We start from the raw sequence: 15,094 nt of genomic DNA, 5'->3' as shown, positions 1-15,094 counted from the left end.
GAAGATCATGTATTACTCGTTTATTATACCTGTTTACAATCGACCAGATGAAACGGATGAATTGTTGGCTAGTTTAGCAAAGCAAACGTTTCAGCAACCTTTCGAAGTCGTTATTGTAGAAGATGGATCGGCAATTGATTCTCGATTTGTCGTGGAAAGTTACCAAGACCAATTGGATATTGCGTACTATTACAAAACTAACTCAGGACCAGGTGATTCTAGAAATTACGGGATGCAAAAAGCCAAAGGAGACTACTTTATTATCTTGGATTCTGACTGTATTATACCTGAAAATTATTTGTCCCTTGTTGATCAATACTTGAAGGAGTCTTATGTCGATTGCTTTGGCGGACCGGATGAGGCGCTGTCGACTTTTACTCCCGTACAAAAGGCGATCAACTTTTCGATGACATCTTTCTTAACAACAGGTGGAATTCGAGGAGGTTCCGAGCGATTAAGCAAATTTCAACCGAGAAGTTTTAATATGGGAATTTCAAAAAAGGCTTTCTTAGCTTCGAATGGATTTGGCAAAATACATCCTGGCGAAGATCCAGATTTAACTATTCGCCTTTGGAATTTGGGATTTGATACACAACTTTTTCCCGAAGCATACGTTTATCACAAAAGACGAATTGACTGGAAGAAATTTTACATTCAAGTAAATAAATTCGGAAAGGCAAGACCCATTCTCAATCAAAGGTATCCTGAATATGTCAAAATGACGTATTGGTTCCCCAGTTTGTTTACAATAGGATTACTAGTAAGTCTTTTACTCCTATTTATAGGTTTTTATTCACTTTTTTCTGTTTATTTGTTTTATTTTTTCTTGATTTTTATGATATCTTTGTTAAAAGAGAAGAGTTTTAAGGTTTCTGTTCTGTCAATTTGTGCAGTTTTTGTACAGTTTTATGGTTATGGTACAGGATTTGTAAAATCTAATTACATCTTGTATGTATTGAGAAAAAAACCAGAAGTAGGAATGCCAGAAATGTTTTTTAAATAGGAAAGGAGAATGAGTATTATTGTTGGTTTAACAGGGGGGATTGGCAGTGGTAAAACAACCGTTGCTAAGTTGTTTGAGAAACACGGTATACCTATTTATATTGCCGATGAACGCGCTCGTGCTATTATGGATCAATCTGCTGTTGTAAATGCGGTACAACAAATTTTTACAACCTCCGTTATAACAGAACATGGCACACTCGATCGATTGAAAATAAAACAACTTGTGTTTGATCACAAAGAACAATTGGACAAGTTGAATCAAATCGTTCATCCTCGAGTAAAAGAGGACTTCGATCAATGGCTTAAAAAACACGAAAATGAGCCTATTGTAATGAAAGAAAGTGCTATTTTATTTGAAAGTGGATTGGAGAAAAGTTGCGATGTTGTAGTTCTAGTTGTTGCGCCTGAACAAGTTAGAATTGAAAGAGTTATGAATCGCGATGGAATTTCAAAAGAACAAGTAATGAAAATTATAAATAATCAAATGAAAGACGAAGAAAAGATGGGAAGAAGTCAGTATATAATTGAAAATAATAACAAAATATCACTTGAAAGTGATATTATTTCGATAATACGTGACATTAATTTGAAAAATCATTTAATTTAATCGGTTAATTTTATGTTAACTACTAGGGAATATATATTATTAATCATAATTTTGAATTGCGATGAATAAATTACGATTTAAGATACTTGTCGGTATAATGAGTTTTTCATTGATTGGAATCATCATCGTACAATTATATTGGATTGTTAGTTCGTATAACAACAACGAAGAACAATTCAAATACCATGTTCAACAAGTAATTGGAAATGTGTCAAATGCCATTGAGCAGAATGAAGCAATGGAATTTTACAAGTTGTACAATAATTTGAAGGATAGTATTGGCGAACCGCCAAAGCAAAGTGAATTAAAAGAGATCGTTTTTTACGAGCGGGATCCGTTGACGAATGAATCCGTATTTTATTCTAATACGTTGATTCTAGAGGATTTTAATTTACGAAGTTCGTTCTTTGATAAGAGGGCTGATAGTGCAAACATTAAAAGTTTTGTGGCTAGGCGAAAAACAGATATTCACAAAGGAAATTCCTTTGATCGAGGAGGTGATAACTTACATCAAAATTACCCTGACGAAGTGATTGAGAAATCAGGGAATTTAGACGTGTTAGACAAGGCGCAATTTGAGATATACTTTAAGGATATCGTTGCTTTAAAACGCGTGGATGAGCGAATTTCAAAAGAGAAGCTCAAGGAGTTATTGCAAAATGAGTTGTACCAATACGGAGTGAATGCCAAATTTGAATTTGGAGTTTACAACAAAGGATTGGCTACAAAAATTAAGTCTGAAGATTTTGAATATAGTGAGGGATCAACCTATGGGGTTCCAATTTTAAAGAATAACGATGGGAAAAGCAAGTATCATTTGTACGTTACTTTTCCTGAAAAGAGTAAATATCTCTTTTCTTCGTTGATTGGAATTACATTTTTATCTATCTTGTTTACTATTGTTATTATTGCAGCTTATTTAAATGCGATTAACCAGTTGATTAAACAGAAGCAAATTTCAGAAATGAAAACAGACTTCATCAACAACATGACGCATGAGTTTAAGACGCCAATAGCAACGATTAACTTAGCTTTGGACGCGATTAAAAATCCAAAAGTGATAGGAAACCCTGAAATGGTAGAACGCTACCTCAATATGATTCGGGAAGAAAATAAGCGCATGCATGCACAAGTAGAAAATGTGTTGCGCATCTCAAAACTTGAAAAGAAAGAGTTTGAAGCCGATAAAGAAGCCGTGGATATTCACGAAGTTATCGAATCTGCAGTGGATCACGTGAGTTTGATCATACAAGATAGAGGAGGAGAAATCAACCTCCATCTCGATGCAAGAAGATCCGATATTTTAGGAAATGAATTCCATTTGACCAGCGTGATGGTTAACATGTTAGATAATGCAATTAAATACTCAAAGGAAAGGCCTATCATTGATGTGTTTACAGAAAATATCAAAGATTTTATCTTGATAAAAGTTGTCGATCAAGGGGTGGGAATGAGTAAAAATGCACAAAAGAGAATTTTTGATAAATTCTATCGTGAACATACAGGAGATTTACACGATGTGAAAGGACATGGATTGGGGTTGGCTTACGTTCAACAAATTGTTGAAGACCACAATGCACAAGTATATGTTGAGAGTGAAAAAGGTAAAGGAAGTACGTTCATTATAAAAATGCCATTAATAAATTAATCAATATATATATGGAAACAACAAACAACAAAAAGATTTTATTAGTAGAGGACGACCCTAATTTTGGTGCGATCTTGAAAGATTACTTAGCTATTAATGACTTTGAAGTTACTTTAGCTAAAAACGGAATGGAAGGATTCGAAAAGTTCAAACGCGATACTTTTGATCTTTGTATTCTAGATGTGATGATGCCTTACAAAGACGGATTTACTTTAGCCAAGGAAATTCGCGACAAAAACAAAGAAGTGCCTATCATTTTCTTAACTGCAAAATCAATGAAAGAGGATGTGTTAAGAGGATATAAAGTAGGAGCGGATGATTACTTAAACAAACCCTTCGATTCTGAAGTTTTGTTGATGAAAATCAAGGCAATTATTCACAGAAAAACATCTGAAGTAAAAACAGATAACACTAAATTCGAATTCCAAATTGGTAAGTTTCATTTGAATTCTAAATTGAGATTCTTGACATTCCAAGATCAAGAACCAATTAAGTTGTCCCCAAAAGAAAATGAACTACTAAAATTATTGGCAATTTACGAAAACGATTTAATGCCAAGAGAAGTTGCATTAACGAAAATTTGGAGAGATGATAACTATTTCACCTCTCGTAGTATGGACGTTTATATTGCAAAATTGAGAAAGTATTTAAAATTAGACGAAGCTGTTGAAATTTTAAATATCCACGGAGAAGGATTCCGTTTGGTAGTAAAAGGTGAAGGAGAAGAGTAATCTTTTCAATAAAATAAAAAGGAGTGAGATTTTTTTATCTTGCTCCTTTTTTTTATGGTTTCATCAGAAGGTATTGTTCTCTCATCCTCTAATCACCTCATTCTCTCACTCTCTCATCCAATAAAAGCACTTAATTCTTCTTTTTAGGGCTAATAATTTTCACATCTTGAAACGCAATAGCTCCACGAATAACACTCAAAATTGTGTCGTATAGCGCTTGAATAATTTGTAGTTTTAAATCGTTGTTGGTGTGAATTAAACTGATTTCTCTTGCAGGTTGAGGTGCTTCAAATGGCAGTAGATTTTTTTGATCCTCACCATGGAGTTGAAGTGTGTGTAAATAGGGAAGTAAGGTATAGCCTAATCCTTCTTTAGACAATTGGATTAGCGTTTCAAAACTTCCGCTTTCTAATGAAAATGGGCGATCGCTTTCTGAATTTTTATTTTTACAGATATTGATAATTCCATCTCTAAAGCAATGGCCGTCTTGTAAGAGTAATAGTTTTTTTAGGTCAAGTTGATCTGTTCGAATCTTATCGGTAAACTCACCCTGTAAGTTTTTTGGGATATAGCCAATAAAAGGCTCGTAGTACAATACTTTTTCGCGTAAATCTTCTAATTCTAGAGGTGTTGCTACAATAGCAGCATCTAAGTAACCTCCTCTTAATCGCGTGATAATTTCTTCAGTGGTATATTCCTCAATAATTAGGTGAACCTTTGGGTATTTAGAAACAAAGGTCTTAATAAACATAGGTAGTAGGGTAGGGGTCACCGTAGGAATAATCCCCAAGTTAAATTCTCCTCCTATAAATCCTTTTTCTTGGTCAATGATATCTTTAATTCGATTCGATTCATTGACAATTTTTTGTGCTTGTTGAATAATAACTTCACCAAGCGTAGTTAACTGTATAGGTTTGGTTGTACGATCAAAAATTTGTACCCCTAATTCTTCTTCTAGCTTTTGAATTTGCATACTCAACGTAGGTTGAGTAACAAATGATTTTTCTGCTGCTAGGGTAAAATTTCGATGTTCAGCAACTGCTAAGGCATATAATAATTGTGTAATAGTCATGTCTTGATCAATAAAAGATAAAAGGAGTATCCAAGATACAACATTAATCTTCTATCTTTTCAAGTTCCTTGTAATTTTTCATTAATCGCTTGATTAAAATACCGTAAACTACGCGGTAATAAAGCCACATAAAACCAAAGAATAGTAGAAATACTAAGGTGAATAATCCCGTAACAAAAGCGTAAAAAGTCCAACCATGGGAAGGATCTGCATCCATACTCAGTATGCTGATAATTGCAAAAATAGAAAGTACAGAAATCAATGAAATATTGATAGCAATGTAGTAATTAACTGTTTTCTTGGTTTGAAGAATTTGTTTCATCAAATTCTTGGTATTGTCTGCGACGCAAATTTTGCGGTATTTCGTATAGAATAAGAGAATGAAAACTAATGAGATAACGCCACTGACATAGTCGATGTTATTGACAATAAACACGAACAAGGCGCTGTTGTTCTCCTCTTCTAGATTACTGTCTTCTGTAAATACAAAGAAGCTAGCTAAATTGAGAAGTAAAAATTCAATGACACTGATGATAAAGATCCACATGACGATAGAAGACGATTTTTTGTGAATCATCTTCATGATTTCGTCTTTTGAAATCTTTGGAAAGTTATGGTTGGCGTTCCAATGCTTTTTTAATAAATCAAGTTCATTCATAGTATTGGGAATCCTTACGGATTTAGTGTTTTTTTTAGTTTACTTTTAATTCGATTCATTTTCACTCGGGCATTAACTTCACTTATCCCTAGTGTTTCTGCTATCTCTTCGTATGTTTTACTTTCGAGATACATAAAAACCAACGCTTTGTCAATATCGTTGAGCTGATGAAGTGCCCGATACATGAGTTTTAGCTGCTGTTCTTCTTCTTCGTTGTATTCTTGGTACTGAAAATGATGGATAACAGGATCGTAAGTGGTGGTGTTAATCTGTCTATTCTTTTTTCTAAATAAAGAAATAGCGGTGTTTAATCCAATTCTATAGGCCCAAGTTGTGAATTTGGACTCTCCTCTAAAACCGGGATATGCCTTCCATAGCTGAATGGAAATCTCTTGAAACAAATCTTTATGAGCTGATTCCTCATCTGTGTATAAGCGACAGATCTTATGGATGAGATTTTGATGCTCTTCCAATAAGGTAACAAACTCTAATTCAAGACTCTTTTGTTTCATAATTTAATTAGATGCCTAAATATGATATTTGTTACATTTTTAGGAAAACTTTTTTTTTAATTTCATATTCAAGATAATCATTTTATAGGAAAAAGAGTCGTTTTATATCGCAGTTATTCTTTTGTAATTTATATTCATTCTGTATTATTTTTTTAAGCAATGAAATAGTTGTGTTTTTTCATAAATGTTTTAAATAATTATTAATTTTAGTACAAATTAAATATAATTAAAGGTTTAAATTGTAAAATATTGTCTATTTGGCTTTTGGGTAAGGCCTAAGAAAAAAGAAGAGAAAAAGAGTTTTGGTATTGTTTGTGTGGTTTTCTTAGCGCCTTCTAAAAAAAGCAGTTGTGCAATTCTGTAGGAATTAATTATTAAACAAAAATAAGATGAATACACTCTCAAGAAAGATTGTAATGGCAGGGACTGGACTTTTTCTGTGTTTCTTTTTACTGATTCACTTTTTAGGAAACACACAGTTATTTCTAGAACCCGAACACGCAAGAGAAAGCTTTAATGCTTATTCTCATTTTCTAACGGGTAATCCGTTGGTAAAAGGTGTGTCTTATGTACTTTACTTGTCCATCCTCGGACATGCTATTTACGCACTGATTATTACTTCAAAAAATCAAAAAGCGGGCGGTAACTACAAACGAGACAGAAGAGGTAGGGCTAGCAAGTGGTACAGTCGCAACATGGGGGTTTTAGGTGTCATCATCTTGATCTTTCTCGTGCTGCACTTCCAAAACTTCTGGTACGTTTATAAATTCGGTTCGATTGGATTGGATGCCAATGGAAATAAAGATTTGTACACAGTAGTTGTTACTGCTTTTCAAGAGTTATGGCTAGTGGTCGTTTATGTTATTGCGATGATTGCTTTAGCTTATCACTTGATTCACGGTATTACTAGCGGAGTTAGAACCTTGGGGTTATTTCATCCTAAATACGTACGCTGGATTAACGTATTCGGTGTTGCTTATGCCGTTATCTTATGTGTAGGATTTGCCTTAATGCCTATTTATATTTATATCACCCATTAATACAACTTGTTATGAAATTAGATGCAAAAATTCCAAGTGGACCATTAGAAGAAAAATGGTTGAACTATAAAAAGAATGCTCGTTTGGTCAATCCAGCGAACAGAAAAAAGTTGGATGTAATCGTTATAGGAACGGGACTAGCAGGTAGTTCTGTAGCTGCTTCTTTGGGTGAGATGGGATATAATGTAAAATCGTTTTGCTTTCAAGATACGCCTCGTCGTGCACACTCTGTAGCGGCTCAAGGAGGGGTTAACGCAGCAAAAAATTATAAAAATGATGGGGATAGTGTTTACAGAATGTTCGTAGATACTTTAAAAGGTGGGGATTTTAGAGCTAGAGAAGCCAACGTGTATCGTTTGGCAGAATGTTCTGTTAATTTAATTGATCAAGCTGTTGCTCAGGGAGTTCCTTTTGGTAGAGAATATGGTGGGTACCTGAATAATAGATCTTTTGGAGGAGTTCAAGTTAGTCGTACTTTTTACGCACGTGGACAAACGGGACAGCAATTGCTGTTGGGAACGTATCAGGCACTTATGCGTCAGGTGAATAAAAAAACAGTGGCGCTGTACTCTTCTCATGAAATGTTGGATTTGGTGGTGATTGATGGTAAAGCAAGAGGAGTTATCGTTCGAAATTTAGAAACAGGTGAAATCGAAAGACATGCAGCACATGCTGTGGTCTTGGCAACTGGAGGATTTGGTAAAATCTACTATTTATCAACACTTGCGATGGGTTGTAATGGCTCAGCAATCTGGAGAGCACATAAGAAAGGTGCGTTTTTTGCTTCGCCAAGTTGGACGCAAATTCATCCAACCTCTCTTCCTCAATCCGGTGATTATCAGTCTAAATTGACCTTAATGTCCGAATCACTTCGAAATGATGGACGTATTTGGGTGCCAAAAAATCTAAACGAAACAAGAGTAGCTAATGATATTCCAGAGGAAGATAGAGATTACTATTTAGAACGTCGCTATCCTGCGTTTGGAAACTTAGCTCCTCGTGATATCTCCTCTCGTGCAGCCAAAGAACGCATCGATGCAGGGTATGGAGTAGGTCCTTTAAAAAATGCAGTTTACCTTGATTTTTCGAAAGCAATTAGAGAACAAGGGCAAGCGAAGATTGCAGAAAAATACGGCAACTTGTTTACCATGTACGAGAAAATTACGGGTACAAATGCCTATAAGGAACCTATGATGATTTCGCCTGCAGCTCACTTCTCTATGGGGGGATTGTGGGTAGATTATGAATTGATGACTACTATTCCTGGACTTTTCGCCTTGGGTGAAGCAAATTTTGCTGATCACGGAGCTAATCGATTGGGAGCTAACTCACTTCTTCAAGCATCTGTAGATGGATACTTTATCGCGCCTTATACTATAGCAAATTATTTAGCTGACCAAATCAGAGTGGGTAAAATCACAACAGATCATCCTGAATTTGAAAAAGCAGAGCAAGAAGTGAAGGACAAATTAGAAGGGCTGTTGAAAATCAATGGCGATAAAACGGTTGATTACTACCATAAAAAATTAGGTAAACTACTCTATGACTATTGTGGTTTGGCACGGACAAAAGAAGGTTTAGAGTTTGCTATTGAAGAAATTAAAAAACTGAGAGCAGAATTCTATCAAAATGTTCACGTTCCAGGTAGCAATGCAACAATTAATTCAGAATTGGAAAAAGCAGGTCGTGTTGCAGATTATTTAGAAATCGGTACCCTGATGTGTTATGATGCCTTAACACGTGATGAATCTTGTGGGGCGCATTTTAGAGAGGAATACCAAACAGAAGAAGGAGAAGCTGCTCGTAACGATGAGCAATTTCAATTTATTTCTGCATGGGAATGGCCAGGATCATTAGATCAAGAGCCAATTTTGAACAAAGAAGAATTAACATTTGAATACGTAAAACCAACTATCCGTAGTTATAAATAATAGGGGCTATGAAATTGAATCTTAAAATATGGAGACAAAGAGATCGTAAATCAGAAGGTAAACTGGTAGATTATACGATAGATAATGTGAATACACATATGTCTTTTTTAGAAATGTTGGACACCTTAAATGAACAGTTAATTTCCAAAAAAGAAGACCCAATTGAATTTGACCACGATTGTAGGGAAGGTATTTGTGGGCAATGTGGTGTTGTGATAAACGGCAATGCACATGGTCCTTTAGAAAATACAACGACATGTCAATTGCACATGAGAGAGTTTAAAGACGGTGAAACGATTTTAATAGAGCCTTTTAAAGCAGCTGGTTTTCCGGTTAAGAAAGACTTGAAAGTTGACCGAAGTGCATTTGATCGCATCATATCTGCAGGGGGGTATGTATCTGTTAATACGGGGCAAGCTCCTGAAGCTAACACGATTCCTGTATCTCATGAAACGGCAGAAGCTGCTTTTGACTCTGCTGCTTGTATTGGATGTGGAGCTTGTGTTGCTACTTGTAAGAATGGTAGTGCGGCTTTGTTTACTTCAGCGAAAATTACCCAGCTTGCACTCTTGCCTCAATCTCAGCAAGAACGCAAAGAACGCGCATTGAATATGATTTTTCAAATGGATGAAGAAGGGTTTGGACACTGTTCAAACACAGAGGCATGTGAGGTAGAATGTCCGCAAGGTATTTCTGTTTTAAACATTGCTCGAATGAACTATGAGTACAATCGCGCTAGCTTTCTCAAGTTTAAAAAGAAGTAAAATGAAACAATTAAAAGGGATGATAACAAGTCTATTTCTCAGTGGAATAGGCTTGTTTACTACAAATAGCTGGGCGCAAGAAGCGAGTATGGCAACAGAAATGACCATTCCGCAAGATACAATTCGAATATTCGAAGACAAAGTTGTTTTGAATGACGTTACGCAAAACTACCCTCAGTTTAAAGTAGGGGGTGTCTTTCAAGCGCGTTATTTAGATAATTTTAAACGAGGTGTGGATATTAATGGGATGCACTATGGAGATGGAGAAGGAACGAATAACTCTTTTGAAATTAAACGTATGCGCGTTTCTATGAATGCCAAAGTAACAGAAAACTTAGAAGTGGTAGCGTTGGTTAATTTAGCAGATTTTAAATCGGATCCCAAAAATAAAGTACTCGAAAATGCCTATGCAAAGTACACGGTAAATCGCTATTTACAGTTTACTGTTGGGCAATTTAGACCTCTGTTTGGAATGGAGGAAACGTATCCTGTGGATGTAGTAAAATCAATTGATTACTCTAACTCCTACTATATGTTTGGAGATAATGGATGGACGAGCTTTCAAATTGGTGCTGCTGTAACAGGTAGTGTTGATCTAGGCCGTATACCCATGAGTTACGGGGTTTCGGTAACCAACGGAAATGGAAAAAACAAAACGGATAACGACGATGGGAAGCATTATTCCAGCCGTTTGTTGTTTAATGTAGATCCTAAGCGCAAAATAAACTTGGGTATAAGTGGAGGTGTTGGTGAGGTTCAACGTCAAACGATTTATGCCGTTGGGGCGGAAGCTTCTGCTTTTTTTTCGCTGAGTAATCGTTGGAGTATTGATTTTCAACTAGAGGCAAAACAAGGGGTAAATCATCAAATGTATTTTACTCAACCCGTTGACCAACGTATTGGCGATATAGATGATTACCTGATGAAGAGTTTCTATATCGTTCCTAATATTCGCTATGAATTGGGTATGAATCGACTACAGGCTATTGAATTTGCTTGCCGCTATGAATATTTAGAGGGTAGTGCACACATAAACTCCAATGCTAGACAAACGTGGGTGCCAATGGTGAGTATTGAATTCTTAAAGAACTATGGTGCTCGTTTGCAATTAGGCATGCAGATCGACAATTTTAAAACAAACGTTGAACATACGAAGTCTTACAACTCTAATTTAGCTTTTTTACAATTCCAATGTAGATTACAATAAACAAACAACAAATAAAACTCCTTCTATGAAAGAAGTCAATTTAAAAAATTTCGGAATAACCGTACTAATAGGGATATTATTGTGGTTTTGTCCTGTCCCAGAAGGAGTGACTTCTGAGGCATGGCATCTGTTTGCTATTTTTGTCAGTACTATTTTGGGAATTATTCTCAAAGCTGCTCCTATGGGAACAATGTGTATGATCGCGGTTGGACTAACTGCTTTTTTTCAACTGTTAGCGCCTGGGAATGCAGGACAATCGATAACGCTTAGCTTAAAGGGTTTTGGCGATAAAGTCATCTGGCTAATCGGTATTTCCTTTTTTATCGCAAGAGGTTTTATTAAAACGGGATTGGGAAATCGAATTGCGTATTTATTTATCCGTGCTTTCGGAAAAAGTACGTTGGGCTTAGCGTATGGATTAGGTTTAGCGGATCTAGTTTTAGCGCCTGCAATTCCGAGTAATACAGCTCGTGGAGGTGGAATTATTTACCCCATCATGAAATCGATGGCGATGAATTTTGGTTCTGATCCGAGTAAAGAGGAAACCAAGAAAAAAGTAGGTTCTTTTCTGACTTTGAACTGTTATTATCTCAATTTGATTACTTCGGCTATGTTCTTAACGGGTACTGCGAGTAATCCTATGTGTCAGAAATTTGCTGCCGATATTGGAATTAATATCAGCTGGATGAATTGGGCTATTGGTGGTTTTGTTCCTGGTGTGGTCGCCTTTGTTCTTACTCCTTTAGTATTGTATAAAATCTATCCTCCTGAATTAAAGAAAACAGGAGATGCTCCTAAGATTGCTGCTGAGAAATTAAGAGAAATGGGTAAATTAACACTACCTGAAAAGTTGATGTTATTGACTTTCTTTATATTGCTTTTCTTGTGGATTACAGGTGATTTATTTACAATTGACGCAACAACTACTGCTTTTATCGGGCTATCTATTCTTTTGTTAACCTCTGTGTTGACATGGGATGATGTCAAATCTGAAAAAGGAGCTTGGGATACGATTGTATGGTTTGCTGTATTAGTTATGATGGCGAGTTCTCTCAATACGTTGGGCTTTATTGGCTGGTTTAGTGATTTGGTAAAAACGCAAATGGGAGGAATTGACTGGCATTACGCCTACCCTCTAATTGTGGTTGTTTACTTTTTGAGTCACTACATCTTTGCTAGTGCTACCGCTCACGTTGCAGCCATGTATGCAGCCTTGTTAGGTGTAGGAGTTTCACTTGGAGTACCTCCTATGTTACTCGCTTTAACGCTTGGATATATGGGGTCAATCTATGGTACATTAACCCATTATGGACATGGTCCTGCACCCGTATTTTTCGGAAGTGGTTATGTCGAATTGAAGTCTTGGTGGATGTACGGATTGATTATTGGTGTGTTTTTGCTGGCTATTTATTTGGTTATTGGAACAACTTGGCTAAGTATTATTGGTTATTTCTAAATAAAAAAAACTATCTTTAAAGACCCTTTGTTAAGTAGAATAAAGGGTCTTTTTAGTAGGGTTACTATGGGAGATATTGTACTTTTTTGGTTTCGAAGAGATATGCGTTTGCACGATAACGTTGGATTGTATCATGCTATTCGAACAGGGAAAAAAGTTTTGCCCGTGTTTATCTTTGATCCTGCTATTTTAGATCAATTTCCCTCCAAAGACGATCGACGTATACCGTATATTTATCGAGCTTTAGAGCAAATGAATGAAGTGTTGTACCCACTGAATAGTCAAGTATTTGTCTATCATAACCAAGTGATCCCTACCTTTGAGTATTTGCTGCAAAAGTATCCCATTTCAGCAGTTTATACCAACACCGATTATGAGCCCCAAGCAAGGAAGAGGGATAGCGCTGTACAAAACTTGTTAGCACAAAAGAATATTGCTTTTTATAGCTTTAAGGATCAAGTGATCTTTGAGGCAAATGAATTGCTGAAAAGTGATCATACTCCATATAAAGTTTATACACCCTATGCAAAGTTATGGAGGAGTAGGTTAACAGAACAACACGTAAGCGATTGGACAACAGTGTTAAAAGAAGTGAGTTTTATGCCTAAAGATAAAGAAGCCGCTCTACCAAGTTTGTCCAAGATAGGATATTGTACTGCTAAAATAATAGACGCCCAACCGCCCGTATTGGATCGTTCAATTATTCAAAATTATACCGAAAAACGCGACTATCCTGCTTTAGATGCTACGACCCATTTGGGAATAGCCCTTCGATTCGGAACGGTGTCGATTCGCGCTTGTGTTAAACAAGCGTTACGTGACAATGAAACTTGGTTGAGCCAGCTGATTTGGCGCGAGTTCTTCATGGCTATTTTATATCATTATCCCTCTTCTGCAAGAATGTGTTTCAAAAGTGAATATGAAAAAATTCAATGGAGAAATGATGAGACAGAGTTTAATGCTTGGTGTAAAGGAGAAACCGGGTATCCTTTTGTTGATGCCGGTATGCGAGAATTGAATCAAACGGGCTATATGCACAATCGCGTGCGTATGATTGTGGCAAGCTTTTTGGTAAAACACCTTTTGATTGATTGGCGTTGGGGAGAAGCCTATTTTGCACAACAACTAAACGATTATGATTTAGCACTGAACGTCGGTAATTGGCAATGGGCAGCAGGGTGTGGGTGTGATGCTGCTCCGTATTTTAGGGTTTTTAATCCATCCGAACAGCAAAAGAAGTTCGATAAAGATGAGCAATATATCAAACGATGGATACCTGAATATGGGACTGAAGACTATGTACCTCCTCTTGTAGAACACAAATTTGCTCGGGAAAGAGCTTTAACAGCTTTTAAACAAGCACTGAAATAAAAACATAAATAATTCTATAACTATGAAAAAATGGAGAATTTGGGTAGCTAATTTAGCCTTAGCAGCCTTTTTACTACCCCTTGCATCAGATGCTTATGCGTGTACCCGTGTGGTATACAAAGGACCTAATAATACTATTATCACAGCGCGTTCAATGGATTGGAAAGATGAGATCGATCCCAATATTTGGGTTTTTCCCAGAGGAATGGAACGCACAGGTGAAGTAGGAAAGGCTTCTGCCAAATGGAAGTCAAAATACGGAAGTGTTATCGTATCAGCTTTTGATATTGCTACAACAGATGGAATGAATGAAAAAGGATTAGTTGCTAATATCTTGTGGTTGGTGGAATCTCAATATCCTGATTATGATCCGAATGGAAAGCAAAAGGGAATGAGTTTAGCAATATGGGCTCAGTATGTATTGGATAATTATGCTACTGTAGCAGAAGCTGTTGCTGATTTGCAAAAAAATCCAGTTGCAGTTGTTACAGCGAATACACCAGGAAGAACTACGCTAGCAACAGTGCATTTAACGATGTCTGATGCTAAAGGAGACAATGCAGTTCTAGAATATATCGATGGGAAATTAAAAATCTACCACGATCCCTCTTATACGGTAGTGACCAATTCACCAACGTATGACAAGCAATTAGCCATTAGAGATTATTGGGCATTCTTACCAGGCAATCAAGTATTACCTGGAACGGGTCGATCAGAAGACCGCTTTGCTCGTGCATCGTACTACGCTACAGCCGTAGATCAAAGTGATGATACTATGGTAGCTGTCGGATCTGCGTTTAGTGTAATTCGCAATTGCTCTGTCCCTTATGGTGTTCATATTGAGGGATATCCCAATTTATCTTCCACAAAATGGAGAGCTGTTTCCGATCAGAAGAATTTAGTGTACTATTATGAAGATCCATTGACGTTATCACCTTTGTGGTTAGATCTGAAAACGCTGGATTTTGGTGAGAAAAACAAAGTGAAAAAATTAGATGTTTCCAAGAGACAACAGTATTTCGGTTTATCAAATGATAAACTCGTAGAAAGTAAACCCTTCCAATTTATGGGAGTTTAATAGGTTCTTATGAA

General features: G+C 36.4%; 14 protein-coding genes. 11 read left to right on the top strand and 3 right to left on the bottom strand.

The window, feature by feature from the left end; all coding sequences use genetic code 11:
* Window positions 1-7: 7 nt before the first annotated feature.
* The 4 genes from ACPDG9_RS11290 to ACPDG9_RS11275 all read left to right on the top strand — a co-directional run bounded on the left by ACPDG9_RS11290 (window position 8) and on the right by ACPDG9_RS11275 (window position 3,991).
* Window positions 8-1,003 (top strand): glycosyltransferase, encoded by a 996-nt coding sequence (locus ACPDG9_RS11290; RefSeq protein WP_430527854.1) that lies wholly within the window; start codon window positions 8-10, stop codon window positions 1,001-1,003.
* A 9-nt stretch (window positions 1,004-1,012) separates the two neighbouring features.
* Window positions 1,013-1,612, top strand: coding sequence for a dephospho-CoA kinase (gene coaE, locus ACPDG9_RS11285; protein WP_430527853.1), 600 nt, complete (start codon window positions 1,013-1,015; stop codon window positions 1,610-1,612).
* A gap of 97 nt (window positions 1,613-1,709) precedes the next feature.
* On the top strand, window positions 1,710-3,260 hold the full coding sequence (locus ACPDG9_RS11280) for a sensor histidine kinase (RefSeq protein ID WP_430527852.1): 1,551 nt from the start codon (window positions 1,710-1,712) through the stop codon (window positions 3,258-3,260).
* 11 nt (window positions 3,261-3,271) lie between these two features.
* Window positions 3,272-3,991 carry a response regulator transcription factor gene (locus tag ACPDG9_RS11275; RefSeq protein WP_002986137.1) on the top strand — a complete coding sequence of 240 codons (720 nt, stop codon included), beginning with the start codon at window positions 3,272-3,274 and terminating at the stop codon, window positions 3,989-3,991.
* A 130-nt stretch (window positions 3,992-4,121) separates the two neighbouring features.
* Here ACPDG9_RS11275 and ACPDG9_RS11270 read toward each other — a convergent pair whose 3' ends face one another.
* From ACPDG9_RS11270 to ACPDG9_RS11260, 3 genes are read right to left on the bottom strand one after another with little or no spacing between them, the layout of a single operon-like run.
* On the bottom strand, window positions 4,122-5,063 hold the full coding sequence (locus tag ACPDG9_RS11270; RefSeq protein WP_430527851.1) for a LysR family transcriptional regulator: 942 nt from the start codon (window positions 5,061-5,063) through the stop codon (window positions 4,122-4,124).
* Between the two features lie 43 nt (window positions 5,064-5,106).
* A complete protein-coding gene (locus ACPDG9_RS11265; protein WP_430527850.1) occupies window positions 5,107-5,721 on the bottom strand; it encodes a hypothetical protein in 615 nt (204 codons plus the stop codon).
* 14 nt (window positions 5,722-5,735) lie between these two features.
* Entirely contained in the window at window positions 5,736-6,233 is a 498-nt protein-coding gene (locus tag ACPDG9_RS11260) for an RNA polymerase sigma factor (RefSeq protein WP_430527849.1), read from the bottom strand.
* A 389-nt stretch (window positions 6,234-6,622) separates the two neighbouring features.
* Between ACPDG9_RS11260 and ACPDG9_RS11255 the strand changes: the two genes are divergently transcribed.
* From ACPDG9_RS11255 to ACPDG9_RS11225, 7 genes are all read left to right on the top strand, one after another.
* Window positions 6,623-7,273: a succinate dehydrogenase cytochrome b subunit gene (locus tag ACPDG9_RS11255; RefSeq protein WP_430527848.1), complete on the top strand. Its 651-nt coding sequence runs from the start codon at window positions 6,623-6,625 to the stop codon at window positions 7,271-7,273.
* Window positions 7,274-7,284: 11 nt separating this feature from the next.
* Window positions 7,285-9,204: a fumarate reductase/succinate dehydrogenase flavoprotein subunit gene (locus ACPDG9_RS11250; RefSeq protein WP_430527847.1), complete on the top strand. Its 1,920-nt coding sequence runs from the start codon at window positions 7,285-7,287 to the stop codon at window positions 9,202-9,204.
* An 8-nt stretch (window positions 9,205-9,212) separates the two neighbouring features.
* Window positions 9,213-9,968 (top strand): succinate dehydrogenase/fumarate reductase iron-sulfur subunit, encoded by a 756-nt coding sequence (locus tag ACPDG9_RS11245; protein WP_182648313.1) that lies wholly within the window; start codon window positions 9,213-9,215, stop codon window positions 9,966-9,968.
* 1 nt (window position 9,969) lies between these two features.
* Window positions 9,970-11,175 carry a porin gene (locus tag ACPDG9_RS11240; protein WP_430527846.1) on the top strand — a complete coding sequence of 402 codons (1,206 nt, stop codon included), beginning with the start codon at window positions 9,970-9,972 and terminating at the stop codon, window positions 11,173-11,175.
* A 25-nt stretch (window positions 11,176-11,200) separates the two neighbouring features.
* Window positions 11,201-12,631 carry an anion permease gene (locus ACPDG9_RS11235; RefSeq protein ID WP_430527845.1) on the top strand — a complete coding sequence of 477 codons (1,431 nt, stop codon included), beginning with the start codon at window positions 11,201-11,203 and terminating at the stop codon, window positions 12,629-12,631.
* 66 nt (window positions 12,632-12,697) lie between these two features.
* Window positions 12,698-14,002, top strand: coding sequence for a cryptochrome/photolyase family protein (locus ACPDG9_RS11230; protein WP_430527844.1), 1,305 nt, complete (start codon window positions 12,698-12,700; stop codon window positions 14,000-14,002).
* A gap of 22 nt (window positions 14,003-14,024) precedes the next feature.
* The gene (locus ACPDG9_RS11225; RefSeq protein ID WP_430527843.1) at window positions 14,025-15,080 is read left to right on the top strand and encodes a linear amide C-N hydrolase; all 1,056 of its coding nucleotides are present in this window, start codon (window positions 14,025-14,027) and stop codon (window positions 15,078-15,080) included.
* The last annotated feature ends 14 nt before the right edge of the window (window positions 15,081-15,094 follow it).

It is taken from the genome of Myroides sp. C6-3 (assembly GCF_050522425.1).
GTDB lineage: Bacteria > Bacteroidota > Bacteroidia > Flavobacteriales > Flavobacteriaceae > Flavobacterium.
Note: the sequence above shows the minus strand (reverse complement) of the source record. Positions and strands in the feature narration are given on the sequence as shown.